The 25,986-nt window shown below is 61.4% G+C and carries 19 protein-coding genes and 2 pseudogenes; 4 read left to right on the forward strand and 17 right to left on the reverse strand.

The genetic code is table 11. The features are described 5' to 3' along the window. The first annotated feature begins 41 nt into the window (after nt 1–41). Nucleotides 42–4,169, forward strand: a complete 4,128-nt coding sequence (gene eccCa, locus ACFMO7_RS04395) for a type VII secretion protein EccCa (RefSeq protein ID WP_376794310.1) — start codon at nt 42–44, stop codon at nt 4,167–4,169. Here the strand turns inward: eccCa and ACFMO7_RS04400 are convergent. The 13 genes and pseudogenes from ACFMO7_RS04400 to ACFMO7_RS04460 form a co-directional block, all read right to left on the reverse strand. Then, nucleotides 4,166–5,398 (reverse strand): ROK family protein, encoded by a 1,233-nt coding sequence (locus ACFMO7_RS04400; RefSeq protein WP_376794311.1) that lies wholly within the window; start codon nt 5,396–5,398, stop codon nt 4,166–4,168. The two genes, eccCa and ACFMO7_RS04400, sit on opposite strands and share 4 nt — an antisense overlap. Before the next feature lie 361 nt (nt 5,399–5,759). Continuing rightward, complete coding sequence (gene glpK / locus ACFMO7_RS04405; protein ID WP_376794341.1) at nt 5,760–7,238, reverse strand: glycerol kinase GlpK; 1,479 nt, start codon at nt 7,236–7,238, stop codon at nt 5,760–5,762. Nucleotides 7,239–7,427: 189 nt separating this feature from the next. Further along, nucleotides 7,428–8,975: an amino acid permease gene (locus ACFMO7_RS04410; RefSeq protein ID WP_376794312.1), complete on the reverse strand. Its 1,548-nt coding sequence runs from the start codon at nt 8,973–8,975 to the stop codon at nt 7,428–7,430. 338 nt (nt 8,976–9,313) lie between these two features. Then, the gene (locus tag ACFMO7_RS04415) at nt 9,314–9,781 is read right to left on the reverse strand and encodes a CoxG family protein (RefSeq protein ID WP_376794313.1); all 468 of its coding nucleotides are present in this window, start codon (nt 9,779–9,781) and stop codon (nt 9,314–9,316) included. Beyond that, nucleotides 9,778–10,671 carry an NAD(P)/FAD-dependent oxidoreductase gene (locus ACFMO7_RS04420; RefSeq protein WP_376794314.1) on the reverse strand — a complete coding sequence of 298 codons (894 nt, stop codon included), beginning with the start codon at nt 10,669–10,671 and terminating at the stop codon, nt 9,778–9,780. The genes ACFMO7_RS04415 and ACFMO7_RS04420 overlap by 4 nt, the downstream gene beginning before the upstream one ends. A 146-nt stretch (nt 10,672–10,817) precedes the next feature. Continuing rightward, entirely contained in the window at nt 10,818–12,272 is a 1,455-nt protein-coding gene (locus ACFMO7_RS04425) for an NAD(P)/FAD-dependent oxidoreductase (RefSeq protein WP_376794315.1), read from the reverse strand. 422 nt (nt 12,273–12,694) lie between these two features. Then, nucleotides 12,695–13,534, reverse strand: coding sequence for an energy-coupling factor transporter transmembrane component T family protein (locus ACFMO7_RS04430; protein ID WP_376794316.1), 840 nt, complete (start codon nt 13,532–13,534; stop codon nt 12,695–12,697). Between the two features lie 9 nt (nt 13,535–13,543). Further along, the gene (locus ACFMO7_RS04435) at nt 13,544–14,440 is read right to left on the reverse strand and encodes an ATP-binding cassette domain-containing protein (RefSeq protein ID WP_376794317.1); all 897 of its coding nucleotides are present in this window, start codon (nt 14,438–14,440) and stop codon (nt 13,544–13,546) included. After that, nucleotides 14,425–15,264 (reverse strand): ATP-binding cassette domain-containing protein, encoded by an 840-nt coding sequence (locus tag ACFMO7_RS04440; RefSeq protein WP_376794318.1) that lies wholly within the window; start codon nt 15,262–15,264, stop codon nt 14,425–14,427. The genes ACFMO7_RS04435 and ACFMO7_RS04440 overlap by 16 nt, the downstream gene beginning before the upstream one ends. 28 nt (nt 15,265–15,292) lie before the next feature. Continuing rightward, on the reverse strand, nt 15,293–15,913 hold the full coding sequence (locus ACFMO7_RS04445) for an ECF transporter S component (protein ID WP_376794319.1): 621 nt from the start codon (nt 15,911–15,913) through the stop codon (nt 15,293–15,295). Between the two features lie 269 nt (nt 15,914–16,182). Continuing rightward, nucleotides 16,183–16,941 (reverse strand): ribose-5-phosphate isomerase RpiA, encoded by a 759-nt coding sequence (rpiA, locus tag ACFMO7_RS04450; RefSeq protein ID WP_376794320.1) that lies wholly within the window; start codon nt 16,939–16,941, stop codon nt 16,183–16,185. A gap of 234 nt (nt 16,942–17,175) precedes the next feature. After that, nucleotides 17,176–17,346, reverse strand: a pseudogene (locus ACFMO7_RS04455) (zinc ribbon domain-containing protein); the annotation flags it as partial. Nucleotides 17,347–17,378: 32 nt separating this feature from the next. Continuing rightward, nucleotides 17,379–17,540 (reverse strand): annotated as a pseudogene (locus ACFMO7_RS04460) (zinc ribbon domain-containing protein); the annotation flags it as partial. On the opposite strand from ACFMO7_RS04460, the gene ACFMO7_RS04465 reads away from it, so the two are divergent. The 3 genes from ACFMO7_RS04465 to ACFMO7_RS04475 all read left to right on the forward strand — a co-directional run bounded on the left by ACFMO7_RS04465 (nt 17,525) and on the right by ACFMO7_RS04475 (nt 21,229). Further along, nucleotides 17,525–17,995: a GntR family transcriptional regulator gene (locus ACFMO7_RS04465; protein WP_376794321.1), complete on the forward strand. Its 471-nt coding sequence runs from the start codon at nt 17,525–17,527 to the stop codon at nt 17,993–17,995. The pseudogene ACFMO7_RS04460 and the gene ACFMO7_RS04465 overlap by 16 nt on opposite strands. 1,015 nt (nt 17,996–19,010) lie before the next feature. Next, nucleotides 19,011–21,026, forward strand: a complete 2,016-nt coding sequence (locus ACFMO7_RS04470; protein WP_376794322.1) for a response regulator — start codon at nt 19,011–19,013, stop codon at nt 21,024–21,026. A 74-nt stretch (nt 21,027–21,100) separates the two neighbouring features. Next, nucleotides 21,101–21,229: a hypothetical protein gene (locus ACFMO7_RS04475; RefSeq protein ID WP_262982320.1), complete on the forward strand. Its 129-nt coding sequence runs from the start codon at nt 21,101–21,103 to the stop codon at nt 21,227–21,229. A gap of 261 nt (nt 21,230–21,490) precedes the next feature. Here ACFMO7_RS04475 and ACFMO7_RS04480 read toward each other — a convergent pair whose 3' ends face one another. The 4 genes from ACFMO7_RS04480 to ACFMO7_RS04495 form a co-directional block, all read right to left on the reverse strand. Continuing rightward, nucleotides 21,491–22,465 carry a PspA/IM30 family protein gene (locus tag ACFMO7_RS04480; RefSeq protein ID WP_376794323.1) on the reverse strand — a complete coding sequence of 325 codons (975 nt, stop codon included), beginning with the start codon at nt 22,463–22,465 and terminating at the stop codon, nt 21,491–21,493. 210 nt (nt 22,466–22,675) lie between these two features. Next, entirely contained in the window at nt 22,676–24,238 is a 1,563-nt protein-coding gene (locus ACFMO7_RS04485) for an SPFH domain-containing protein (protein ID WP_376794324.1), read from the reverse strand. Nucleotides 24,239–24,279: 41 nt separating this feature from the next. Further along, a complete protein-coding gene (locus ACFMO7_RS04490; RefSeq protein ID WP_376794325.1) occupies nt 24,280–25,182 on the reverse strand; it encodes a hypothetical protein in 903 nt (300 codons plus the stop codon). Between the two features lie 177 nt (nt 25,183–25,359). After that, complete coding sequence (locus ACFMO7_RS04495; RefSeq protein WP_376794326.1) at nt 25,360–25,800, reverse strand: transcriptional regulator; 441 nt, start codon at nt 25,798–25,800, stop codon at nt 25,360–25,362. Between the last annotated feature and the right edge of the window lie 186 nt (nt 25,801–25,986).

The raw sequence follows: 25,986 nt of genomic DNA on the forward strand, positions 1-25,986 counted from the left end.
AGCGCCGGCCAGTTGAGCGCCGGCAATGGCGAGAAAGCACCATGCAAAAGCAGCTTACGACCTTTTATCGTCCGGCTCGTGCCTATCCGCCGCGGCTGCCGAGCGATGAGATTGTCATCAGTGCCCCGCCGACGCTGCAACCGGCCCAGAGCGGGCCAATGAGCTGGCTCCAATACCTGCTGCCACTCATAGGCAGCCTGGGGTCGGTCTTCTTCATGCTCACCTTCCATACCAATCCCCTGATGATGCTGGTCAGCGGCGGCCTGGGGGGCTTCATGATCCTGTCCGGCCTCCTTATGAGCTTTATGCAGCGTCGTGCTCTCAAGAAGCAGCAGCGACAACTGCGCAGCCTCTATCTCGATTATCTGGAACGAGTCCGGAAGCATCTGCTCTGGCTGACCAAAGAGCAGCGCCTGGTCGAGCAGCGCCTCTATCCCTCCTACGAAGAGCTGGCGGAGCGTGTCGAGCGCCGTGAATATCTCTGGGAGCGGCGTCCCAGCGACTTCGACTTCATGATGACACGCATCGGCTTCGGGCCAGGACCGCTCTGTTGTCCCCTGCGTCTGGACGTCAGCAACGCCAATTTCATGGTGCAGTACATGCCGGAGCTGCGCGCACAGGCCGAGGCCCTTGTGGCGGAGTACGGCTATCTCAACGATATGGCCGCGCTCATTCCGCTGCGCTCCTTGGGCACTCTGGCAATTAGCGGCGATTTGCAGGCGGCGCGGGCCTTGGCACGGGCTATGATCTGTCAGCTTGTGGCCTTCCATGCCCCAGACGACGTGCGCTGTGTGGTCTATTTCCCTGGTGAGTGCCTCGAGGAATGGAGTTGGCTCAAATGGCTGCCACACGTGCGGCGCCTCCATCAGGTCAAAGCCGAGCGTCGCTATGCCCCCGAGCAGCTCTGCATGCTTGCCACTACTGTCGAGGACCTGCAGCAAATCCTGCAGCAGCAAATCAAGCCCGAGGTTGAACGACGTGCTCACCTGAGTGAGGAGGCCGGCGGTGACGAACAGCAGCGTCGTCGGGCTGCTCAGGCCTGTCTGCCCCATCTGGTGGTGGTGCTTGACAGCTTCTCGCCTCACCACCCGATAGGTCAACTCCCCGAGCTGGAGCTGCTCTTTACCAGGGCCACCCTGGCCGGCCTGACAGTCATCTGTCTGGTTGAGGATCGCTCGCAGGAGCCGGCGGCCATTCAAGCGCGCCTGGCTCTCTCGGAGGTGGGAGGACTGCAGTTTGAGGAGATCGCCTATGGAGGGCGACGTATCGAGGGGCTGCTCCCCGACCGCGTGGAGCCGGTCCTCTGCGAGCGCATTGCGCGTAGCCTGGCCCCCCTCACTCTTAGCGAGGCCGCCCAGCAGGACCTCTCCCAGGATATCCGCCTGCTGGAGCTGTTAGGGATCCCCTCCGCTGATGGCTTTGATCCAGGCGAGTGCTGGCGCGCTACAGAGAAGAGATCTGAGGATCTGCTGCGCGTTCCCATCGGGCGCCGCGCGGACGGTCAGCCCCTGATCATCGATCTGAAGGAGGCCGCCGACAAAGGTATGGGTCCACACGGCCTGATCGTCGGCGCCACCGGGTCCGGCAAGAGCGAGCTGTTGCGCACCCTGGTCAGTGCTCTCGCCATGACCCATGATCCGCGCACGCTGAACTTCGTTCTGATCGACTTTAAAGGCGGCGCTTCCTTCAACGATTTTCAGGCCTTGCCCCATGTGGTTGGCGTCGTCACCAATCTGCAGAGCGACCTCGCCCTGGTCGATCGCGTCTATGCGGCCCTGCTCGGGGAGCAGCAGCGGCGCCAGCGCATGTTGCGCGACGCGGGCAACCTTGACAATATTAAGCAGTACCGCGCCAAGTGGAAAATGCACCCCGAGCTGGAGCCAATGCCCCATCTGCTGATTATTGTGGACGAGTTCGCCGAGCTGATCGCCCAGCGCAGCGACTTCCTGGACCTCTTTGTAACGATGGGGCGCGTCGGGCGCAGCCTTGGCCTGCACCTGCTCTTTGCTACTCAGCGCCTGGAAGAAGGCCGCATCAAGGGCCTGGAGAGCCATCTGCGCTATCGCATCTGCCTGCGCACCTACAGCGCCGCCGAGAGCCGGACGGTGCTGGGAACGGCGGATGCCCATTATCTGCCCTCAATCCCTGGTATGGGCTACTTCAAGGTCGATGTCGATACCTATGAGCTGTTCAAGTGCGCCTTAATCTCTGTTCCCTACCTGCCTCTGGCAGAGCAGACATCGCTTGAAAGCAAGATACGCATCTTTACCGCTAATGGTAAGCTCCTGCACTATCAGCAGGTGGTAGGGAATGGAAGGCGCACCTCGGCTGCCCTGGCCGTGGCTGGCTCCGCCGAGCTACACACCGAAATGGACGTCATTATCGAGCGGCTGGCCCAGGCGGTACCGCCGGCCTTCACGAAGGCCATCCATCAGGTCTGGCTTCCCCCTTTGCCCCACGTCCTCACGCTCGGGACGGTCCTCGCTCACACGGAACACCCGCGGCTCACAGCTCACTACGAAAGCGGCATACCGCCATTTGGCGATCTGCGTGTTCCCGTTGGCCTCGTCGACAAGCCCCTGGAGCAGGCCCAAGAGCCGCTATGGCTGGATTTCTCCGGTACCGGTGGCCATCTCGCCATTATTGGTGCCCCTCAGTCCGGCAAGAGCACCTTTCTGCGCACGCTGATCACCGCCTTTATGCTAACGCATACGCCGCGCGATGTCCAATTCTACTGTATTGACATGGGTGGGGGCCTGCTGCGTATCTTTGAGCAGGCGCTGCATGTGGGAGCAATCTGTAGCAAGCATGAGCGTGATAAGGTCAGGCGCGTAGTGCGTCAGATGCGTCGGGTAATAGAGGAGCGGGAGTTTCTCTTTCGCGAGCGCGGCATCGACAGCATGACGACTTTTCGCGCCCTGCGTCAGCGGGGCGAGCTGGAGGATGTTCCGTTCGGCGATGTCTTTCTAGTGATCGATAACTTTGCCCAGTTCTATCAGCAGTTTGATCAACTCGAGCCGGATCTCGTCGAGATCGTCTCTAGTGGCCTGGCCTACGGTGTTCATCTAATCATTGCCGCCAATCGCTGGGCCGAGGTGCGCCCCCGTCTGCGCGATAACATTGGTACTCGTCTGGAGCTGCATCTGAACGACCCCGTCGATTCTGAACTGGGGCGAGCGGTAGCGGCTGCCATCCCTGCCGGTGTGCCAGGGCGTGGGGCCAACCGTGAGAAACTCTTTTTCCAGATTGCCCTGCCGCTGATCATGGACGGGAAGGTGGCCGAGATGGAGGATCTCCATCTGCGAATTCAGGAATACCTCCAGGCGCTCATCGAGGACCTTCGCCGGAGCTGGAAAGGGTTAGTGGCTCCCCCCGTCTTAATGTTGCCGCCGTTGGTGCGCTGGGAAGACCTGCCCGGGCCTGGACCCGAGGAGCCGCCCGGGGTCCCGATCGGCCTGGAAGAGTTTCGCCTGAAGCCAGTCTATATTGATCTGATTACCAGCGGGCCGCACTTCTTGATTCTGGGCGATAGCGAGAGTGGCAAGACCTCCCTTCTGCGTGCCTGGATTCGCGGCCTGGAGCAGCGCTACACTCCTCAGCAGGTAGCCTATGCCATCATCGACTTCCGTAAGCGCCTTCTGGATTTTGTTGAAAGCAAATTCCTGCTCACCTATGCCTACAACAGTCAGAGCCTGACGAGCTGTGTAGGAAACCTGAAGGTCGATCTGGAGCGCCGTCTCAAGAAAGTTTCAGAGGTGCCACTCAGCGAGCTGCGGCGCCCGCAGCAGTGGACTGGGCGGCAGTATTTCCTCTTTGTGGATGACTATGAGGCCATTGGAGGTGCGGGAGGCAGTCCCCTCATGCCGCTGCAGGAGTATCTGATTGTAGGACGTGATATCGGCTTTCACCTGGTGCTGGTTCACCGCGTGGGGGGAGTCTCACGCGCCATGTTTGAGCCGGTTATGCAGCGTCTGCGCGAAATGGGGACGGCGGGGCTGATTCTGAGCGGTGACCCGATGGAAGGCAAGCTCTTGCACGGACAGGCTGCTACTCCTCTGCCACCAGGGCGAGCCTATCTGGTGCAGCCGAAGCATCCGCCGATGCTCGTACAGTTGGCCTTTGCGGCGCCGCAGTGGGAGGAGTTCCAAAGCCCAGGCCAGGCTAATTAGCGGTCGCGACCGCGCAGGCCGCGCGGGTTAGGCCGGGTATGGGGAGGAGCGGCCGACCCCAGATCGTCTGGAGGGTGAGGCACGGACGGCAGCGGGCGCTCCGCCGCCAGCCGGCTGAGATCGTCACTCACTGGGGGATAGCGATAGCGCTGGCCTCCGCGCCGTTGAGCGGTGGCGAGCTGTTCAAGAGCACCCCCTGGCGTCTCCGCACCTGTCTGCTCCTGACCGGGTGGCCTGGCCACCTGGGCTGGGGCCAGGAAAGGCACAACGCTGCCGATGAGGGCCGCATCTCGCCCGAGATGGGCCGGGACAATACAAAGGTCGGCTGCTCGCTGGGCCAGTTCCGCTGGCTGGGATCCCAGGTGAGAGAGCAGTGAACGGCGCAGGTGGCTGAGCAAGAGCGGGTCGGCGTTCAACAGACCATTGCCGAGAACCACCACCTCGGGCGCAAAATGGCGCAGGTAATAGGCAATGGCAATACCAAGCCAGTGCCCCACCTCTTGATAAATGGAGAGCGCCAGGCCATCCCCGCGCGTCGCCTCCTCGGCCAGGAGCTGGGCGCTGAACAACTCTCGGTTGCTGAGGCGCTGGATCAGGCTGCTGGTCTCACCCTTGCGGGCAGCTCGCTGGATCAGGCGCTGCAGGGCCTCCAGCGAGACCAGAGTACTGATGCAGCCACGCCGGCCACAGCTGCAGCGCGGGCCTGTGTTGGCTACGGGCAAGTGGCACACGTGGCCAGTGCACTCGCGCGCCGCCGGCTCCGGCTGCCCATCGCAGATCAGAGCAGCCCCCACCACCGCCTGAACGGTGAGCAACAAAGTACGCCGCCGGCTCCTGGCAGCACCAAAGGCACATTCGCCCAGCGCCGCCGCATCAACGTCGCAATGCAGTTGTACAGGCAAGTGATAGCGGGTCTCTAACAGGTCGCATAGAGGAAAGTGATTGAGCGAAGGGAGGAGAGGAATGAGAAAAGGACGGCGGTATGTCTGGTCAAGTTTGCCCGGCAAGGCCAGACCGATGCCACGCAAGGCGTAGCCCGCCCCCTCGGCTCGCTGCAAGGCGGCATCTATCGCTCGTAGATACGGCTCCAGCGTGGCCCGCGCCGGACGCCCGCGCAGCGTTCTGGCTTCGATGCGCTCCCGGACCTGGCCGTCGCCAGAAATAATAGCGATCGTTGCCCGACTGCTCCCGATCTCCACCCCGACCGCCGCGCTCTGCTCTCGCACCATATCCCGAATCCTGCTAGCGGCTCTCGCCCGAGTAGTTGCACTCTATCAGAACAGATGTTCTACATGTGGTAAACCCGGGCGACACGGACAGGAACAATAACGACAGTTTATGCAATTCAAAGTATACTCACTGTTGAGAACATTTGTCAAGAGCATCTGTTCGTCCCAGGAGGGGTCCGACGGCCCTGCTGAGGTAGAGGGATGAGGGGGAGAGTGAGAGAGAAAGGGGAGCCGCTCCAGACCATTGGTGCGGGCCAGGCCCGGAGGCAGCTCCCCGAAACTCAACAGAGACCGGCGGTGAGGCTGAGATAATTGAGATGATAAAGAGAGGGCGGTGGTCGTAGCTGGAGGGAAAGCCGACTCAAGCAATCGCGGCCCATCCGCGGGCCCGCTCTACCGCGTTAAACCAGCGGCGATAGAGGGCCTCGATCGAGCCATTGCCGCGGGGTCGGTAGACTCTAGCTTCGCGCCAGAGGCGGGCGGTTTCCGTCTGGTCGTGCCAGAGGCCGGCCCCGATCCCCGCCAGAAAAGCGGCGCCCAGCGCTGTGGTTTCCTGGACGGCGGCGATGTGGACCTCGACCCCAGTGATATCGGCCAGCGCCTGCATCAGAAAGCTATTGGCCGAAGCGCCGCCGTCGACCTTCAAGCTACGGATTGGGCGTCCGGTATCCTGAGTCATGGCCTGCAGCACATCGCGGGTACTAAAGGCGATTCCCTCCAGGGTGGCCCGTACCAGATGAGCGCGTGTTGTCCCGCGAGTCAGGCCGATGATCGTCCCGCGGGCGTAGCTATCCCAATAGGGAGCAGCGAGGCCAGCCAGGGCCGGAACGAAGAAGACGCCGCCGCTGTCGGGGACCGAGAGCGCCAGCTCCAGAGTTTCCTCTGGACTATGGACCAGGCCGATATCGCGCAGCCACTGGATAGCGGCCCCGGCCACATAGATCCCCCCATCGAGGGCATAAACGATCTCCTCGCCGCGTGACCAGGCCACCGTTGGCAGCAAGCCGTGGCGCGAGGTAGGCAGCGTTGGGCCGGCGTTGAGTAAGATAAAGGCCCCGGTACCGTAGGTTACCTTGACATCATTTGGCGCGTAGCATGCCTGACCGAAGAGGGCCGCCTGTTGATCCACCAGTGAGGCTGTCAGCGGCAAAGGGTGCCCGAAGTGTTCCGCCGAGATCGTTCCGAAGAGCGAGCAGGAGGGCTGGATTTCGGGCAAGATCGAGCGAGGAATCTCCAGCAGGGCCAGAACCTCCTCGTCCCAATCGCGCAGGCGCGGATTATAGAGCATCGTGCGTGAAGCCGTCGTCTCATCGGTGCGATGCTCGCCCAGCAAGCACCACATCAGCCAGGCATCGGTGGTCCCGGCCAGCAACTCGCCGCGAGCGGCCAGCTCACGGGCCCCTGGGACATTATCCAGAATCCAGCGGATCTTGGTCGCCGAAAAATAGGGATCGAGCGGCAGTCCTGTGCGCTCGCGGATCACGTGCTCAGCCCCCTCACGGCGCAGCTGCTCGCACAGCAGATCGGTGCGGCGGTCCTGCCAGCTAATAGCATTGTAGAGCGGCTGCCCGCTGCGCCGGTGCCAGACCACCACCGTCTCGCCCTGATTCGCCAGGCCGCAGGCCAGCAGGGGCACCTCGCCGGCGGCCTGAATGGCCGCGCGGGCATTAGCGATCACGCTCTCCAGTAAATCATAGGGATTCTGTTCCACCCAGCCCGGCTGCGGGTACGTCAGAGGTACCTCGCTGGCTGCCTGGGCCAGACAGCGCGCCTCGGCGTCGAAGATCAGCGCTTTTGTGCGGGTGGTTCCCTGATCGATAGCCAGTATTGCGGGAGCCATCATCCTTGCTCTCCTCCTGTACTGATGCCCTGTCCAACGCAGCCTGACCGGCGGGCGGCCTCGCGCTCGTCGCCTGCCTGTGGCCCTGCTCATGCGCCGTCCTCCCCTCTACCTGTAGAAAGCCAGCTCCAGCGCACGAGCAGGGATGGTCAGCCGGTTGGCCCAGTCGGATCGAAAGCGCTGGCGCGACTAGGTCGTTGACGAACCCGAGATCTCGGCAGAAGCTGAGGAATTGCCCAGGGCGCGTACAGTCTCCTCGATCGGCACCGTCTTGAGGACCTCGGGGCGTGCGATCAGCAGCCAGACGAAATAGATCAGGCCGAGCGCGAACATACCCAGCGTATAGAGCCAGGGCACAGCGAACTGGGCATCGCGGAAGATCAGCAGTTCGAAGACCAGCCAGACCAGAGCCAGGACGACCACCGGCCACTCGAAGACACCCAAATTGAGGCCGCCTGGAATGGCTGGCAACCGTCGCCGGGCGACCATGTAGTAGATCACCGTTAACAGGTAGATAATCGCAGGCAGGAGAGTGGCCGCCGAGAAGAGGTTGCTGAGAGTAGTCGTCTGGTTCAAAGCCAGGCCGATGCCGGCGAAGAGAGCCAGGACCAGCTCGCACAGGACGAAGGAGAGCACGGTCGAGGGGACCGGGGTGCCCGTATTCGGATTGACCTGGCGCAGCCAGTGCGAAGCCGGGAAACGCTCATCGCGCGACATCGCCCAGATCAGGCGTGTGAGCGTGATAAAGATCACCAGCCCGCAGGCAAAGATTGAAAAGGTCACCAGCACCAGGAAGATATCGCCGACGATCGGCCCAAGCACATGAGTAATGATATCGGCCACGGGCGTTGCCGAGCCGGCCAGGGCCTGCAGGTTATCCGAGGCCAGGTTGAGAGCAATCAGAAAGGCGAAGCCAACAACACCGCTCAACAGGACCGAGGACCACATAGCGAATGGGACCGTGCGATGGGCCTCATGGGTCTCTTCGGCCAGATTAGCGGCCGCCTCGAAGCCCACAATCGTGAAAGCTCCCAGCAGGAAGGAGAGCATGAAGGGGCCGCTGGAAAAGAGGCCGCCGAGGCTGAAGTAGTTGGTGGCGGGAACATTGCCTGTGCTAAAGAGATGATCGGGGTGCAGCAGGCCGCGCACGCCACCAACAATCAACAGCAGCAAGGTCAGGCCCACGATGCCAATCACCTCAGTGCCAACGGCGGTGTTGTTGATGCGCGTCGCCCAGACCGTAGAAAAGAGCACTAGCAGCGTCTGGATCAAGATCACCGCCGCGGTGGCGATCCAGGCGTTGACCGCTGTCTCTGTGTAGCCAAAGAGCGTCGGCAAGACCGTCTGAGCTACGGCATAATCGACAGCTACAACATCGACCACCAGAAAGGTGAAGGAGATCCAGCCCGTGAGCCAGCCGATCTTAGGATTAATCAGGCGCGAGGCCCACTGATAGGAGTAGCCGGCCAATGGAATGCGCGAAGCCAAAGCCCCAAAGACAAGCGCCACCAGGAGCTGGCCTACAATGACCAGGGGCCAGGTCCAGATGCCGCGAGGCCCGCCCCAGTTCAGCACCGAGCCGTAGGTAGTGAAAATGCCTGTTGTGATCGAGATAAAGGAGAAACCCACGGCGAAAGAAGCGAAGCGCTTCAGTTCGCGGCGAAACTCCTGCCGGTAGCCGAACTTTTCGACAAGCTGCTCTTCAGAGAGAAGCTGTGGTTGCTCGCTGAGCGACATAGAAGGTGCTCCTTTCTCCTGCAGGGCGACTACAGGTGCGTCCGTGATCAACCGCTGGCTGAGCGACGATGCCAGCCTCAGCCTCGTGGGCGCTACGCTAGCTCCCTTGCTAGCCAGGCTGATGCTGTGCTATACAGGATAGCTCGACTATGCTCAGCTCAGGACCGTATCGGGGCGCTTACCTGCCCGGCAGAGCCTATGATAGCGTCGATCCGTTAGGGATCGTTAGGGAGTAGATAAATAGGTGGCGAGTGAGGCCGATTGCCCTGGCCTGACGCAACCAGCCGGTCCTGGCTGGTAGTGAGCCGTGAGTGGGCAAGTCCAGGATCAACGCCAGGCTAGGACTGGCCATCTTCTCGGACCTGAGCGGAGAAGAGCTGAGCAACGTTGCTGGCAAACTGTGAGGCCAGGCGGTTCGCCGTCGCTCGGATGATGGCCTCGCCCAAGCTGGCCAGGCGTCCCAGCATCGAAAGCTCGATCGTGTAGCGTACCTCCGTTCCTCCCGCGATGGGGATCAGGTCGACGACTAAGTGGGAGCGGAAGGCCCCGGCCATTGCCAGCGGCTCGCCGACCATCTCGGCCACCAGATGCTCTGGCTCTCGGGCCTCCAGCAAAGTGCCGTGGGCGCGGGCGCGAATGGTCATGAACTGAATCTTGACAGCCAGCAGCGCCTCGTAATGGGTGTCATCCAGACGCCGCGCCTCCTCGCAGCCTGGAACAACGCGACAGAGCTGGGCCGGGTCCATAAAGATCTGCCAGACCTCTTCCCGAGCGGCTCTGACGCTGACTGCTCCATTGAGCTTCATAATACACCTCCCGGCAGCAAGGCTGCTACCTCTTTCCCCATGCGCACAGAAGACTGATGGTCCAGCTCAGGTCTGATCACCGTTCCGATCGCGTAGATGCCGGGAATATTGGTCCGGTAGCCGGCATCGACGGCGATGGTTCCTGCCGGGGTCAGCGCCAGCCCACTGCCTTTGAGCCAGTGGGTATTAGCCAGCAGGCCGGCGGCATAGACCAGGGTATCGACCTCGACCTCCACCGTCTGCTGGTCGCAGAGCAGGCGAACAGCGCTGAGCCGGGGGAAGCCGCAGATCTCCTGCAAGGTGCCACAGAGCCGGGCCTGCAGACCATTATCCCCGGCGGGGGCTGCCGTGAGTACCTCCATACCGGCCTCTGCCAGGCGTCTGGCCGTGGCAAGGGCGTAGCGCGAAGCGCCGTAGACCAGGGCGCGTCGTCCTGGCAGATAGCCCCTGGCCAGCAACTGCAAGGCCAGAATCGGCGTCATCACTCCTGCCGGGCGTGTTCCTGGAATAGCGTCGTGCTCGCGTGGGCGCTCCAGCCCCCCACAAGCAATCACCACCTGGTGGGCGCGCAGATGGGCCGTGCCCTGACGCCGGCGCACGACCAGCGTATGGGTTCTCCCAGCATCGCTGGCGGGCAGCAGTCCCACCGCCGTCGTCTGCAAGAGCAGCCTGACCCCCTGGGGAGGCTGAAAATCTTGCAGCAGCTCCCAGGCTTCCCCGAAGCCCTCAGCGGGCAACAGGTAGCGCAGCAGACCACCAGCCTGTTCCTGGTAATCAACTACCACGCTGCGTCCGAGGGCTGTAGCCCCGCTGCGCAGCAGACTCAAGGCGCTCAGGCCGGCCCCAACGATGGCCACATCATAAACCTCGCCCTCGTGCAGATCTTCCATAGAGGTCTGTCCTCCAAGGTACGTGCCTGACATCTGCTCCTTCCTCGTCGTCTATATCCTTCGCTTTTTGCTGATGTGCTGCCAGCCTCTCCCCGCGCGGTCCGTGGCCTGGCTGCGCGAGCAAGCCAGAGTGCACCTTGTCTACTCTACTGCTGGCCATCGGGTCGCTCGCCGCTATAAGCGGGTGTGCTCTCCAGAGAGGCTGGCCGCGCGGCCAGCAAGCGCGAGCCGGGAGCATGTTTCTCTAAAGACCAGGGGTCGCGTCCCAGCTCTTGCTGGAACAGCTCGATAAGACGAGGAAGGCAGAGGTTCCCCTGGCACTCGCCCAACATCGCCCCCGTTCGCCGCTTCAAGCCGTCCAGTGTTCTCGGAGGAAGAGTTGAGCGCAGGGCGGCCAGGATCTCCCCCCGCGTAATCGAACGGCAGAGACAGACCACCTCCCCATCTTCCTGGGCGGCTCCACTGAGCGGCTCCGGCAGCGCCTCACGGTAGCTCGTGCGCAGAGGCAGCTCCAGCGTCTCACTGACCAGCCTTCCCACATAGCGCCCGATGGCCGGTGAAGCAGACAGGCCGGTAGAGCGAATGCCTGCCACGTGGATCAGGCGCTCGCTGACGGTCGAAGGGCGAATGATGTAGTCACCGGTGCTGCTCACGGCGCGCAGGCCGGCGAACTGGCGCACTGTAGAGGCCGTGGCCATGGCCGGCACCAGCCTGGCAACCCCCGCGCGAATGCGCTGCTGGCCTGCCACCGTCGTCGCCAGATCCCTTTTATCGCTGACATCCTCCGCGGTCGGCCCGAGCAAGACGCCGCCGAAAACGATCGGCGTCACCAAAATACCCTTGGAGACCTCGCTGGGGACCGGCAGAACGATCTGGGCCACCCCATGATCCTCCTCGGTGATGAGAAATTCCCCTTTGCGCGGAGTCAGCCTGAAAGAAGTATCTCCCGCCAGGCGCGCCACCTCGTCGGCCCACAGCCCTGCGGCGTTGACCACGAGAGAAGCGGAGAACCTCTTGCCGCTCTCCGTGCGCACCAGGAGGCGACGAGCTTCCACCTCAATGGCCGTCACCCGCTCCCCCAGAAAGAGCTGAGCCCCGTTGAGGAGGGCATGCTCACAGTAAGCGCGCGTCGTCCAGAAAGGATCAATCACCCCTTCGCCCTCAACCAGGACTCCGCCCACGATCCGCTCGTTGACGTAGGGGGCCGCCTCCAGAATCTCGGCCCGACCCAACGGCTCTAACCTCACTCCGTTGGCCTCGGCTTTGGGAATGATCTCCTCGGCGATAGTGGCCTGTTCCTGCTCGTTGAGAGCCACCATCAGCGCCCCCGTCTGCAGATAGGGAATGTGCAGGTGCGCGATAACCTCCGGCCAGAGCAGGCGCGCCTCGGCCAGCAAGCGTGCCTCCAGGGTGCCAGGCCGGGCATCGAAGCCAGTATGCACAATAGCACTATTAGCCTTGCTGGTCCCCTCGCACACGTCCGGGTACTGCTCCAGCAAAGCGACCCGGGCATCGTAACGCGCCAGCTCGCGCAGAATCGCGCAGCCAACAACACCCCCACCGATCACAAGGATATCAACGTCAAGATCTATGCCGGTCATCTCCATATACCTGCCTGATTACCTTCCTCGCTGATCCAGCCCGCGCGGTCGTGCCAAACACTCACGGCGACAGCAACGACCAGCGCAGGCCCCCAAACCTTCCCCGCAGCTCACCCCCTCGCTCTCGCCGGATGGATCTGATAGTTTATGATATAATTTTACGGATTAAGCGATGGTTTGTCAACATTTTCTCTCGGTATAATGGCCCAAAGCGGCCTGGCAAGAGCGCCAGGGGGGTCAAAGCCGGAGAGCGAGATGTTGAAAGAAGGGGGGGAGAGGGCAGGGCGGCCCGCGGCCCTGCCGGCCTGTGAAGATGGCAGGAGGAGACTGCAAAAGCGATCAGACGCTCACATCAAGATAGGCACAGCATCAGAAGGAGTGGAGAGAAGCGGGGGTACCGGCTGTTCCACCTCATAGCCAGGCTAGAAGGGACTGATAAGATTGAGCGTCACCAGCAGCAGGCACAGCAGCAGACTGCTGGCCAGGGCCAGGCTGTCTGAGCCGGTCCAGCGTAAAGCGCGCAGCTTACTGCGACGCCAGCCGCGATAACCGGCCCGATAGCAACGGGCCTCCATCGCTGTGCTCAGCATCTCCACGCGCTGCAGCCCGCTCATGAACAGGGGGACGATGATCCCACTCAGTGCGCGAATGCGCTGCCAGGGATTGCCGCGACCGAAGCGCACCCCGCGCGTTGCCTGAGCGATACTCAGGCGCTCGACCTCGGTAATGAGAAGTGGCACAAACTTCAGCGCAACCACAAAGACCATCACCAGCTCATGGACCGGCAGTCCCAGGCGTCGCAGGGGGCGCAGCAGCGCCTCCGCCCCATCGGCCAGATCGACCAGCGAAGTAGTCAACATCAGGAGCGAGGTCAAATAGTAGAGGAAAATCACTCGTAGATCGACCTGGGTACTGTGGATGATTCCCTCCCATGAGATCGTCAGCACCCCCCAATGCCAGATCACGCTGGCCGCCTGGGTATTCGACGTATAGAACAGCACCTGGAAAGCGTAGAGGATCAGCAGAAAAGTAATGAACAGCCGCATGCCCTGGAGCACGTAGCGCAGAGGCAGGCGAGAGAGCCACTGCAAAAGCAGACAAGAAACCAGGCAGAGAGCCAGGGCTGAGAACTGGCTAATGTAGGTAAAAGCTGCAACGATCAGAGTAAAACACAGGATCTTGGCCCGTGGGTCAAGACGCGTCAGCCGGGAGCCATTATCGACGTACTGGCCGAACGAGATATGGCGCGAGATCTCAATCATCGTCTCCACCTACTGGCAAGCATCAGGAAAAGAAGGCTGTGGTTCCTGGCTCGTGGTCCGAGGCAGGAAGCGAGCAAGCTCTTCTTCAAGCTCAGCCAGAGTCAGCACATCGCAGCGCAGAGCGGGCCAGAGCGAACGCAGACCCAGAGCGATCCGCGTAATCTCGGGCAAAGTAATATCGAGCGCGAGCAGCTCCTCGGCGCGGGCCAGGACCTCGCGCGGGCTGCCGTTCAGCACCACGCGCCCTTCATGAAGAACGATCACCTGGTCGGCCAGGGCGGCCACATCGGCCAGACTACTGGAAGTGAGCACGATAGTCAGCCGACGCTCGGCCTTCAAGCGCCGAATCAGAGCCAGCAGTTCCTGCCGGCCCTGGGGATCGAGGCCGGCTGTTGGCTCATCGAAGAGAATGGCCTCTGGCTCCAGCGCCAGCACCCCAGCGATGGCCACCCGCCGCTTCTGTCCGCCACTCAAAGACGAAATATAGCGTGTACGAAACTCCTCGTAGGGAAGTCCCACCGCCTCAAGCGCCTCCTGGACCAGACGTCGCGACTGCGCGGCGGGAAGCTTCTTCCGACGCGGCCCGAAGGAGACATCCTTGCCAACCGTCTCCTCGAAGAGCTGGGCCTCGGGCGACTGAAAAACAATGCCGACCCGCAGGCGCAGACGCTCGACATCGAAAGGTGCCTGATGGATATCCTGGCCGCGAAAGAGCACCGTGCCGCGACTCGGTCGCAGCAGGCCCAAGAGCATCAACAAGAGCGTTGACTTGCCCGCCTGCGTTGGCCCGACAATCGCGGTAATCTCCCCCTCGGGAATCGCCAGACTACAGCCCCTCAGTGCCTCCACAGCAAAGGGAGTTCCACGCATGCGAGTATAGAAGACATCCTTCACTTCAAAGAGCATAAAGCCGCCTTCAGATCATCCAGAGTCAGAACCACCTCGGGGAGCTGGGCCCAGCCTCTGGCGCGCAGACGCTGGCCGAGCTGTGTAATCAGCGGCAAGCCCAGGCCAACCCGCTCCAGCTCCTCGCCATGACGCAAGACGCTGGCCGGTGTCCCGTCCAGCAGCACGTGCCCGCGGTCCATGACGATCACCCGATCGAAATCGACCACCTCATGCATGTAGTGTGTAATATGGAGCACGCTGATGCCGCGCTCGCGAGCCAGGCGGCGCACCGTCTCAAGCAGTTGCTCGGCGGTGCGTCCCGGAATCATCGTTGTCGGCTCGTCCAGGATCAAGTAGCGAGGGCGCATAGCCAGGACGCCGGCCACCGCCAGGCGTTGCTTTTGGCCCTGGGAGAGATCGCTCACCGCCTGCCGGGCGTAGGGGCGCAGATCAAGCAGATCGAGCATCTCCTCAACGCGCTCCTCAATCTCGAAGCGCGGCAGGCCCAGATTTTCCGGCCCGAAAGCGATCTCATCGATCACCGTATTGGCGACCAACTGATCATCGGGATTCTGGAAAACAAGGCCCACGGACTGGCGGATCTGCCAGAGACTCTCGCCGCCGGCATCGGTGCGCAGGCCATCGACGATCACACTGCCCTGCTGAGGCAGCACAATCGCCGCCAGCAGGCGGGCCAGCGTGCTCTTGCCCGAGCCATTGTGACCGATGAGGGCGATTGTTTCGCCCTCATCGATGCGCAGCGTCACCTCTTCCAGAGCGGGGGCGATGCCCTCTTCGGCATCGCCGCTGTAGCGGAACGTAACGTTATTGACCTCGATCATAGCTCAGTCGGCCTGCCCGTCTGGCTCCTCAGTAGGGCAGCGTATCGCGTGGCCTGGTCTCGCGAGCCCGTGCCAGCCGGCCCCGCACAGCCTCGTAGGAGCGCACGATCAGAGTGATCACGACGGCTGCCGCGATCGCCTCTACCACAGCCTGGGGAATGATCAGCACGATGAAGCCCCAGGTCAGGTAGCCCCGCAGAAAACCAAGGCCGAGCACAAAAACCGTATTGGTAGCCGAGCCGACAGCGCCGGCCAGGGCCGAGGCCGCCGTGCGATTCAGGCGCTGCAGGGCCGCAAAAGCCACCCAGGAAGTCAGACCGATCAGGATGCGCGGCAAGAAGGCAATCAGCGGGTCCTTAAACAGGGCGCTACCGGCGCGCAGAAAGCTGGTCAGGCCGAAAAAGAAACCCGTGATCATACCGACCAACGGGCCTTCCAGAACCGAACCAACAATAACCGGTAGGTGCTCTGTTGTGGCCGCTCCCGCCGGCGTTGGCAGAGGAATATAGCCAACGAAGGGAATATAGGCCATCAAGATAGTCAGGCCGGCCAACACGCCGGCGGTGACAATGCGTCTTGTCGAGAGAGACCAGGGAGATTCCTTGGGAGGGGTGAACTTGCCCTGCGGGCTGAACGTATCGTTGCTCAACGCTGGCACTCCTTTGGTCCAGAAGCACTAGCTAGCTTATGACGGCTCACCATTGCCTGGTCTGCCAGCGCCGGCAGGCAAACAGCCGAAGCAGCAAGCAAGCCAGTAGAGGTGCCTGCGCTGGCCAGGACGCAGCAATGAATCCATCTGCGCTGCAACAAGAAGAAATACCTGGACTACAAAAAAACCTCCTCTCCTCTTGCGAGAAAGAAGTCAAAGGAGGTTTTTAAGTATCTTAAAAAGATTATAATGAGAAAGGAAGTGAGCTGTCAAGGAACGGCTGGGCCTGCTGGGCGGCTACTGTCGGCCTCCGAGCCGCGGACCAGGCGGGTGATGCCGGTTGGGCCGGCGATCAGGGCCTCGGTGGTCAGATGCAGGAAGAGGCCCGTTTCGACCACGCCCACGATCTGCCGCAAACGGTTTTCTAGCTCGCTCGGATCGGGGATACCCTCCGAGAAATAGCAGTCCAGAATGAGGTTGCCATTATCCGTATAGAACGGTTGGCCGGCGCGCTGGCGCAGGCGGGCCTCGGCCCCCAGAGCCTCGAGGCGCCGTCTGACGGGCGTCAGAGCAAAGGGGACGGTTTCGACAGGTAGGGGCACTTGCAGGCCAAGCAGGGGCACTTGCTTGCTGATATCGGCGATCACCACGAAGCGGCGTGAAGCCGAGGCCACTACCTTCTCGCGCAGCAAGGCTCCGCCGCCGCCCTTGATCAGATGGAGATGGGGATCGATCTCATCGGTGCCATCGATATCCAGATCCAGTTCAGGGTGATGATCAAGGTCGGTCAGAGGAAGGCCCACGGCGCGAGCCACTGCCTCGGTTCGTTCCGAGGTGGGCACTGCCCCGACAATCTGTAGACCTTCCTGCTGCAGGCGGCGCCCTAACGCGCGGATCATCCACTCGGCGGTCGAGCCACTGCCCAGGCCGATGACCATGCCAGGCTCCACCAGCGCGGCAGCGGCCTCGCCAACCGCCCGCTTCCAGGCTTCTTTCTCCGGCAACTGTGCGCTTTCGCTTTCCTTCATGCTCTTGGTCCTCGCTGCTTGCTCGCATGACTTGAGAGAGAAGTCAGGAGTAAGGAGGGTAGGGGCTTCTCTCTTCTTCTTCTATAGCATATCCCAAAGCGCGATCGTTGTGCAGGGCAGGGATCGCCTGCGTCCTGGGAGCGGGGAGAGGGCCTGCCCTCGTCGCGGGCGGGCCACTTACTGGCGGCTGTGATCAAAAAAGAGAGGAGCCTTAGTCAACGACCCCTGCCTGGCTCAAGCCAGGGACTTGCCCGCAGCCCCCTCGGCCTGGGCTTCAGGGCTGGTTGACGGCTGCCCAGTGTCCCGAAGGGCAGTAGCGTGTGTACAGCGTGCGCGATCGCGAATATTCCGGGCCGCATTGAGATCGGCATGCTCCTGCCAGCCACAGGCCGGACAGGTGAAGCGGTGCCGACGCCGCTGTCCCCGCGCTCACACTGAGAGCAGGTCTGACTGGTGTAGGCTGGGTCGACCTCGACGACACGCAGCCCTCGCTCCTGGTCCTGCCGCTCCGCCCGGCGTCGAAGCAGGCTCCACTGCCACAGGGCCAGTCGACCTCGGAGCGCTTGCCCCCGGACCTGCTCGCGTGTCGCGGGAGGCATCTGCAGCCGTTCGACGGCCAGCACCGCCTGGGGCGTTGCCCACTGCCAAAACAGATCGAGCAGATCAGGACCTCAGGCGACGTATCCTGTCGGGAGAATGGCAACCAGGACAAAGCCTGTCAACGAAAATGATTACGGACCAATATGGATTGGACAATGCCAGTGTCCAGTTTATACTTCTCCGGCTAGCCACAGAGGGACTGATTTCTATCTCTCCAGTCAAGCGCCATCGATGGCCCTATAATGCGGCCACCGATGCCTGTCATGTCGCGGATTGTGAGGGAAACCGCCTCCTCTCTCCCAGCCAGGGAGGCTTTATTGAGGGTATTAGGCAGGGGGATATACTCCCTACATACGGATGTCACAGATCAAGGTGCAATGCGCTGATGAAGAGGTGGCTCGGTTACTTCAGTTTCAGTAGAAAAATGCAAAAATCATTTTTATTATTAAATTAGTTAAATAGATGAAAATAAGATCATGGAGATCAGCGATGCTTTTTGATTATTGGTGATAGAAAGGCTACCAGAGCTTGAGTGTTATGATTGCGGTATCTATAAGATTATGAAGCAATTGGATAGAAATCCCTGTTGGTGCACGGAGACAGTCGAGGTGGTTCACGCAAGTAGTCTTGAAAGCTCTTCGAGCAGTCCCTCAATGACCCTTGTCCACTGCTAAAGATCCTCCGTCGAACACGCGACGAACGAGGGTCTCCCCTATCTATGGACTTCCTCACGGACAGGGGAGACCTGTATCGACTGCATTGTTCTTTCCCTTTATACGCGGACGATATCCCTGCCCCCTGGCGCGAGATTTGAGGCGAGATCGGTCAGCTTGCGGCAGCCTTCAATACCATCCTGTGGACCACCTGGAAGAGCTACGCCGTCAGCAGTCGGCCCTGATTTTGCATTGCAGGCGCGACCTGCAGTTGTGCGGCTTGCAGGAGTTGCAGAGGCCGCGATCTGCTTGTCGACTCTGGAATTGCAATGCCAGCCCAGGGAGAGATCTCCCCCGGATTGGTAGGGGGGAAGAGGCCCAGAATGAGATGGAAGGGTCTTTTCCTGTTTCTGGGCAGCGCAAGGTAACCTCTCTTGGGGAGAGCCTTTTCAAAAGTAATCCTTTTCCGATACTATGTATCTAAGAGCAGCAGGCGTGATCATTCTCTTCCTAACCGCGTGTCTTTCTGCCTGTCCGCCTGCCACCACTCGCTTGCTGGAGGGCAAGAGTCAGCTTCTGCAGTGCGTGTGGCGGAAATGCTCGTCCGCTTGTCATTCCAGCAGGAGCATGGTATCATCGTGCCGTAGCGAGAGAGGGGAAAAAAAGCTCTGAGGTGGGGAGGATGGCCTGTACGGGGTGCCGCAAGCAGACGAGGCATGAGGGTACCGAAAGCGAGCTATGCGCTGGCTTCTCAAGCATGTGATCCACGGATAATCGATCTGCACGAGGATGCTGAAAGCACGAGGATAGTGAAAAATGTCGGAGCAGTCGCGCATTCTGGTAGTCACCGATGATGCAGAAGATGGGCAGGCCATGCTCACGGCCCTACGCGCTGATGGGTACCTGGTGCAGGGGGCGAGTGGAACGGCTGAGGCCCTGCGTCTCCTCTGGCGCGAGATGCATCATCTTGTGATTGCTGAGCTGAAGTTAGCCAGCGCCGATGATTTTGAGCTGGTACGCTGGTTGCGCCTCTACTATCCACGCACTGCCGTCCTCTTATTGACCCCGCCCGAGGCAGGGGAGGAGCGAACGCAGGCTCTTGAGCGTGGCGTGGCCGCCCTGCTTGATAAGCCTCTCAATCTGGAGCGCCTGAGAGCCGAGGTGCGGCGTCTGCTCGCCCAGCCAGGTTTTTCCGCCAGCCTGGATTCCTTTGATCTCCTCGATGTGATTCAGATTGTGACTATGAGCCGCAAAAAAATCGCCCTGGTGGTGAGCACGGACCAGGGTGAGCGGGGCCTCTTGCGCTTCCAAAACGGAGAACTGATCTGGGCAGAATATGGAGTGCTGCGAGGCGAAGAGGCTTTTTTTGCGCTGGCGGCTCACCGTACCGGAACGGTCTCTTATCAACCCTGGGAGGGTGAGATCACTCCGAATGTGGCGCAGCCTCTCTCGCGCCTGATTCTGCAGGCCCTCCAGTATCGGGCGAAGTACAGCGGCGGCGAAGCCGGTAGCGGGGTCCTGCCGGCCCCGGGGCAGCAGGCGACTGGCGAGCAACAGGGCCGGATCGCGCTCTCGCTGGAAGAGATCGACGATACCCCCTTCGGCCTGCTGGATGAGAGTGGAAGCGTGCCGGCCACCCCTTCGCTGTCTGCAGAAGAGAAGCGCGTTGGGGTCACCCAGGAGGGGACCGGTGAGCATGGAGGTCGCGAGTGGTGGATGGCTACCGGCTATGTGCCCAGGCTGGGGGGGAACGAGCAGCGACGGGATGGAGGGGCCGCGCGGAGCGGAGACAGCGCCGCTCTGCCGGTGACCGGTCATGTGGCGGCGGCCTCGGCTGCGCCTGGTGGTGCTGGGGCCGGAACCACCGGCAAGATACCAACGCCCAATCGTCTGCAGCGTCTACCTCCCTCTGAAGCGATAGAGCTTCCCTCGTGGTTAACCGAGCAGCCAACACAGGCCGAGCTACCGCCCGTTATCCCAGTGGGGCATTCTCCTTTGACCACTGGCCAGTTGCCGGTTTTGCCGACTCAAAGGCAGGGTGGAGATGGGCGTCCTGCTTCTGCCGTCTTTGGTCAGCAAGCTCCAGTCGCTCCAGAGCAGCCCTTACACCTTCCCCTCTCGACCGATACAGGCATTCGGCTCCGGCGGATTGGAGGAAACGAAGGTCAGCCTTCGACGGCTCTCTCCAGTTCCTCGGCCTCGGGCACCCCCTCTAGTGGCGGGCCACTGCAGAGCCTCCGATCGCTTGGGCGAGGGAGTGGTCCCCTTTCGCTCTCGCCATCCTCCTCCTCTCCGGCGGCTCGTCAGGAGAGTCCAGCCCTACCTGACACCGGCGCCCTGACCGGCCCTCGACCAGCCCTGGGACCTTCCGCCTCACTGGCAGGCACAACAGGCGCTCTGCCAGGCGCCGGCACAGGGCCGCTCTCGGGCGCGCGCAGTGGTCCCTTACCGCGCGTCTCTCGCCGCAACATCAGCGCCATTGTGGCGGCCTTGCAGACCCTGGGCTATGCCATTCCGGGCTTTGTGGCCACAGCCGTGCTGAGCATGGAGGGCCTGCCGATTGCCCAGGTCTCCGTCGATGATCTCGACCTCTCGCCGATGGGCGGCCATCTCAAGGCGGCTATCCAGGGCATTGTGCGCTCCCTGGAGCTGGGGAACTGGGGCCCCTATGAAGACCTCGTTGTAACCAGCTCAAACCACCGTCTGCTTCTACGCCTCATCGAGGGAGGAAGCACCGCCTTTCATGTGCTGGTCACTACCCGCGAGGCTGACCTGAAAGAAAGCATGGAAGTGATGGCCAATGTTGAGGGAGCGATTGCCGCTGCGCTATAATCCAAAATAAAGCAGCCGGGCAGCGAGTACTTACTGCGGCTGGTAAGAGTTGAGCCGAGAAGAGAAGGACAACGATGAGTGAAAGCCAGGGTAAATCTCAAAAGACAGAAGAGCAGCGCCGGAGAGATCAATACTCCTTCATCATTGGCATGATCATCGGTATGGTCATCCTTATTGCCTTTACTCTGCTCTTCAGTCACTGACCAGCCTCCCCCCGCCTGGGAGCCACTGAAAGGAGAAGGGGAGAGGGCGCTCGCATCGTTCACCCACCAACCGACGCCCTCGCTCTACCATATACTCATGACCAGGGCCTTGAGTATCGCGGCCTGAAAGCGCAAGAAAAGGACCTGACCACCGCCTGGACCAGAGGCGTCAGGCGTTGCTCAGAAGCCCTGACCTGGTCAACCAGGAGCAAGCCTGAAGGGCTTGCTGTAAGCGAAGCCGCAGCCAGGTCGCTGGCTGGCTTATTCGGACTGATCGTCCTGGGGACGAAGGCCTGTCTGCAGCGTCTCTACGAGGAGAGGAAGATCGGTGAGGGTTGTCCTATCGAGGGCGTCGGTCGTGCGCGTTGTCGCCTTGCTGGTAGCTCTGCGCGGACCGGAACGTCCCCTTCTAGAGGCAGAGGGGGCCTTCTCCTTTTCTTCTTCCTCCCCGTGAGCATCTTCGCCTGCCAGGTTGTCTCTGCCGCCTTGCTCGGAGGAAAGCGTCTTGCCTGCCTGATGACGAGCCTCTAAATCGCGAAGCTGCTTCTCAAGGGCCGCCAGGCTGGCCTGCCCACTCAGCGCGCCCTGCCCACTCAGCGCCTGGGATAGGTGTGCGGAGGAAGAAAGAGAAGGGGCCAGAGACTCGGTAGTCGGAGCCTGCCGCTCGGCTTCCGGTGCGGATGGACCCGATCGAGGGTGTAGGGGTTGTCGGGTCGTCGCCTGTCCTGTTCGCTGCCGAGGCGGCTCGCTCTCCTGCTGACGTCGCTGCATCTCGCTGAGAGCGCGCTGCTGGATACGTTCCTGACGCTGCTTCATCTCTAGCAGATCGCTGGTCGTTTCCAATTCCCGCAGGCGCGACTCAAGCTGCTGGAGGACATCGCGCATTGTACGAGCAAGCTGCTCCTGAGCTTGACGCTGCTGCTCATAGCGGAGGGCCAGTCGATTGACCTCATTGTACTGCAAGAGGGCAGAGCGAGCCGCCTCCTCGTTCCCCTGACGTAGTGCCTGCTCGACCTTCTTGAGCCAGGTGGCAGCCTCTTCTTGTTTCTCGCGCGCACGACGCTGCAGCTGATGGGCGGTAGCGATCGCTGTGGCCACCTGAGTTTTCACCTGCACCAATTGGTTGCGCATATCGAGCTGTAACTGCCGAAGGGAAGATTGCGGATCAGGGGCTTTCTCGATAAAAGCATCGATGTTGATCCGCAGCAGCGTAAGGACTCGTTCCAACAGATTCATAGCACAACCCTTTCCAAAGAAGCGTAGCGAACCTCCCTTCTGTCAGGGGGGCAGAACAGCAGCCAGGGGGAAGCGTTGCAAGAAGCGCCAGATCGGAGCCTCCCAACGTCTTCCCCACAAGGACAAGCGTCATCCAGCTAGAGACCGTCTCCCGCTCACCCTGGCCAGAGGGGCAGAGAGCCGGCCGGCTGGCGGTTCCCCTCTCATATCTCAGGCCTGGTGATTGCTGACACCCGAGCGATCAACGCCGGCCTCGGCCTCGCTGTCTCGCTCATCGCTGCTGGCGGTCTGCTGGTCGGTCTGGCCCTTGAGCGTAGGAACGCGGGCCATCAATTCATTAATGCGTACCCCGCTGAGCAGTTCGAAAAGCGCCGGAATCTGCGCCGCCATATTCATGATATCACCTGTGAGGCGGCTGGCGCCCACACCATTGGCGCCGTTACCAGTTGAAACAATTGTCACCTTATCGACCTTGCTGAGTGGCTCAGCGATGGCGCGCACAATTTCGGGCATATTGGTCAGGAGCTTATCGAGCACAGCGGCCTGGTTGTACTCATGGTAAGCGGCGGCCTTGACCTTCATCGCCTCCGCCTCCGCCTCACCCTTAGCGCGGATCACCTCGGCCTCTGCCAGACCCTTGGCACGGATCACCTCGGCCTCCGCCATACCGCGGGCGCGCGCGGCCTCGGCCTCGCCCATACCGCGCATGCGAGCAGCGTCGGCCTGGCCCTGAGCTTCGAGGATCAGGCGCTGCCGCTCGGCCTCAGCCACCGTCTCGATGCGCCGACGCTCGGCCTCGGCGGCCTTCTGGACAGTGGCCTGCAGCTCCAGATCGCGGCGCTGGATTTCGGCCTCCTGCACCCGGATCTGAGCGTGCTTCTCGACCTCGGTGACCTTAATGGCCTCCTCAACAACCTGCTGCTGCATAATATTGGCCTGGATATCGTAGGCCTTGTCGGCAGCCGCTTGCTGCTTCTTGACCTCCGCGTCAAAGGCTGCCTTCTTGAGCAAGAGATCGCGCTGGTACTCTGCCTGCTTGGCCTGGGATTCGGCCTCGGCCTTGGCACGCTCCTGGTCAGCAAGGGAGCGTGCGATAGCTGCTTCGCGAGCTGCCTGGGCCTGCTGGATCTGGGTATCGCGCGCGGCGAGGGCGGCAGCGATATCGGCCTGCTTGCGGATTTCAGCGATCTGCGGACGCCCCATGTTAGCGATGTAGTCGTTCTTATCGCGCACGTCCTTAATTGTGAACGAAATGACCTCCAGGCCCATCTTCTCCATATCGGCACTGACCGTCTTGAGCATCTTGGCGCTCACGCTCTCCGGGTCCTTGACCAGGTCCTCGACGGTCAACTGGCCCACAATGCCGCGCAGGTGTCCCTCCATCACCAGGCGGATCAGATTCTCGCGCTCCTGCTGGCTCTTGCTTAAGAACTGCTCCGCCGCCGTCTTGATACTCTCCTTGTCGGAGCGCACCTTAATCTGAGTGACCGCCTCGACGTTGACGGCCACTCCCTGTGAGGTATACAGATCCTGGACCGGCGCTACATCAAATGACATCAATTCAAGAGGAAACTCCTGAGCGTGGCTGATCAAGGGGAAGACGAACTTTGCGCCGCCGGTGACCACATCGGTACCCCCGGCCCCGTAGATGATCAGGGCCCGGTTCGGTCCCACCTTGCGCAGCATGCTGGCCCAGAGGGCGATAGCGATGATAACCAGCAGCACAAGCAGCAAGACACCGCCGATGAGTAGCCCAAGAACGCCAGTGAACATGACAGACACTCCTTACTTAGAACGATTACCTTTCCTGCATGTCACAAGAGATCTTTACCAGTAAGCAATTCGGAGCGATCGTTTCCATCCTGGTCCTGAAGGAGTGTGCGCAACTGCTCCAATTCGGCATCGGTCGGCGTACGGAGCGGGTGTTGTCCCGCTTCGCCTTCGAAGAAGCGTTCCCAGGTCTCCACCTCGGCGACGCCATGCTCATAGTGGAGAATAATCACCTCCTGCCCGCGCTCGATAGGCTGGCCATCGACGCTGCGGGCGGGGACGCTCTTCCGGAGGCCGCCGGGCGAGACATAGATCACCTCGCCGATGCTATTCTGGCGGATTGGCAGGCTGACCTTGCCGATCAGACCTGTGCGATCCGAGACGTCCTGAATGGTCTCAGCCTCACTGTCGCCGAAGATACGGAACAGCAGTGCCAGTACCAGCCCCGCCAGCAGCAGACCTGTGATGAGGGCGAGCAGGAGCGAGAAGAGGACATCCAGGCGAGTAACGTTGTGGAAAACATAGCCGAAGAAGCCAAAACCGAGGAGAAAGAAGATCGCGCTCCAGGGGTTAACAAAGGTCAACAGGTGAGAGAACCAGGAAGGAGAGCTGACCTGAGCGGCCTGGCCCTGCTCGTGGGAGGGGATCCCGTGCCCATGTACGGCCTGGTCAGCGTGGCCGGCCACGCTGACATGGAGGTGGCCAGCGTGTCCAACACCAGCGTCCACCTGGGCGTGGGGCAGAGCTGATCCCGCATGAGCGTGGGGCAAGTGCAGATGTTGAGCGAGGCCATGCAGGCTGCTGGCGGCGTGGGGGGCGGCTCCTCCAGCATGGTGGGCCATGCCGTGCCCCAGGCCCCCGAGCAGCGCCGAAATGATCAAGAAAAAGGTCCCAAACAGAAAGCAACCGATGAAGACCAGTGAAAGCGGATCAGTGGCAATGACCATAACCCGGCTCCTTTGCTGCTGGTGGACGTATGCCCCCGGCTCGCGCCGAAGCATCGTCGCACACTCTTCCTTCAGATCCACTGTGTATAGACGCTGCAGCTCTGCAGGCGTACAACGCCATGACCCTTTTCCTGTGCGCTGGCTCCTCAAGTCGGACCAGGCCCCTGCCCGCTTCAGCTAAGGGGCCAGCTCCTGCTCGGCGGAGCCTGAGCCGGAGGCAGAGGTGGCCAGGGTCCGTACGAGCTGCTCCAGCTCAGCAAGGGGCAGGGCCAGTAGCTCGCTCAACAATGCCAGATAGCGGCGCGGGTCCGTTGTGCGTGCCAGGGCGGTGAAAAAGCCCGCCACCTCCGGCTCCGCCCGCCACTCTTCGGCGCTGGCCTCCAGCCAGGTAGAGAGGCGATCGCTCTCCTCGGCTACGTCGGTCAGCAGATCGGTACTGAAGTCGGGGGGGTCGCTCACCAGATAGCCCGGATGCACCTTGAAAAAGCGCGCCAGCAGATCACGGGTGAAGGCTGTCAGATGAACCCGCTTCCCGCTCTCCAGTTGCGACAAGTAGGCCTGGCTGATGGTCTCACCGAGTTCCCTCTCCATAGCCGCAACAACTTCCGTTTGCGTCATAGGCCGGTTGAGGCCCCGTAGCTCTCCTTCCACCTTCCGTAAATGCCTGAGCTTCTCAGCGAGATCCATAGTGCCTCACATAGCTATTTGCTAAATCTCCGTTTCTACTATAGCGATCTGTTATCAGGATGTCAAGAAAGAAAGAAAGGAAGAGAGAAAAATCTGCGAGCAAGCTCCGTCCTCTCC

This window comes from Thermogemmatispora sp., from assembly GCF_042408735.1.
Classification (GTDB): domain Bacteria; phylum Chloroflexota; class Ktedonobacteria; order Ktedonobacterales; family Ktedonobacteraceae; genus Thermogemmatispora.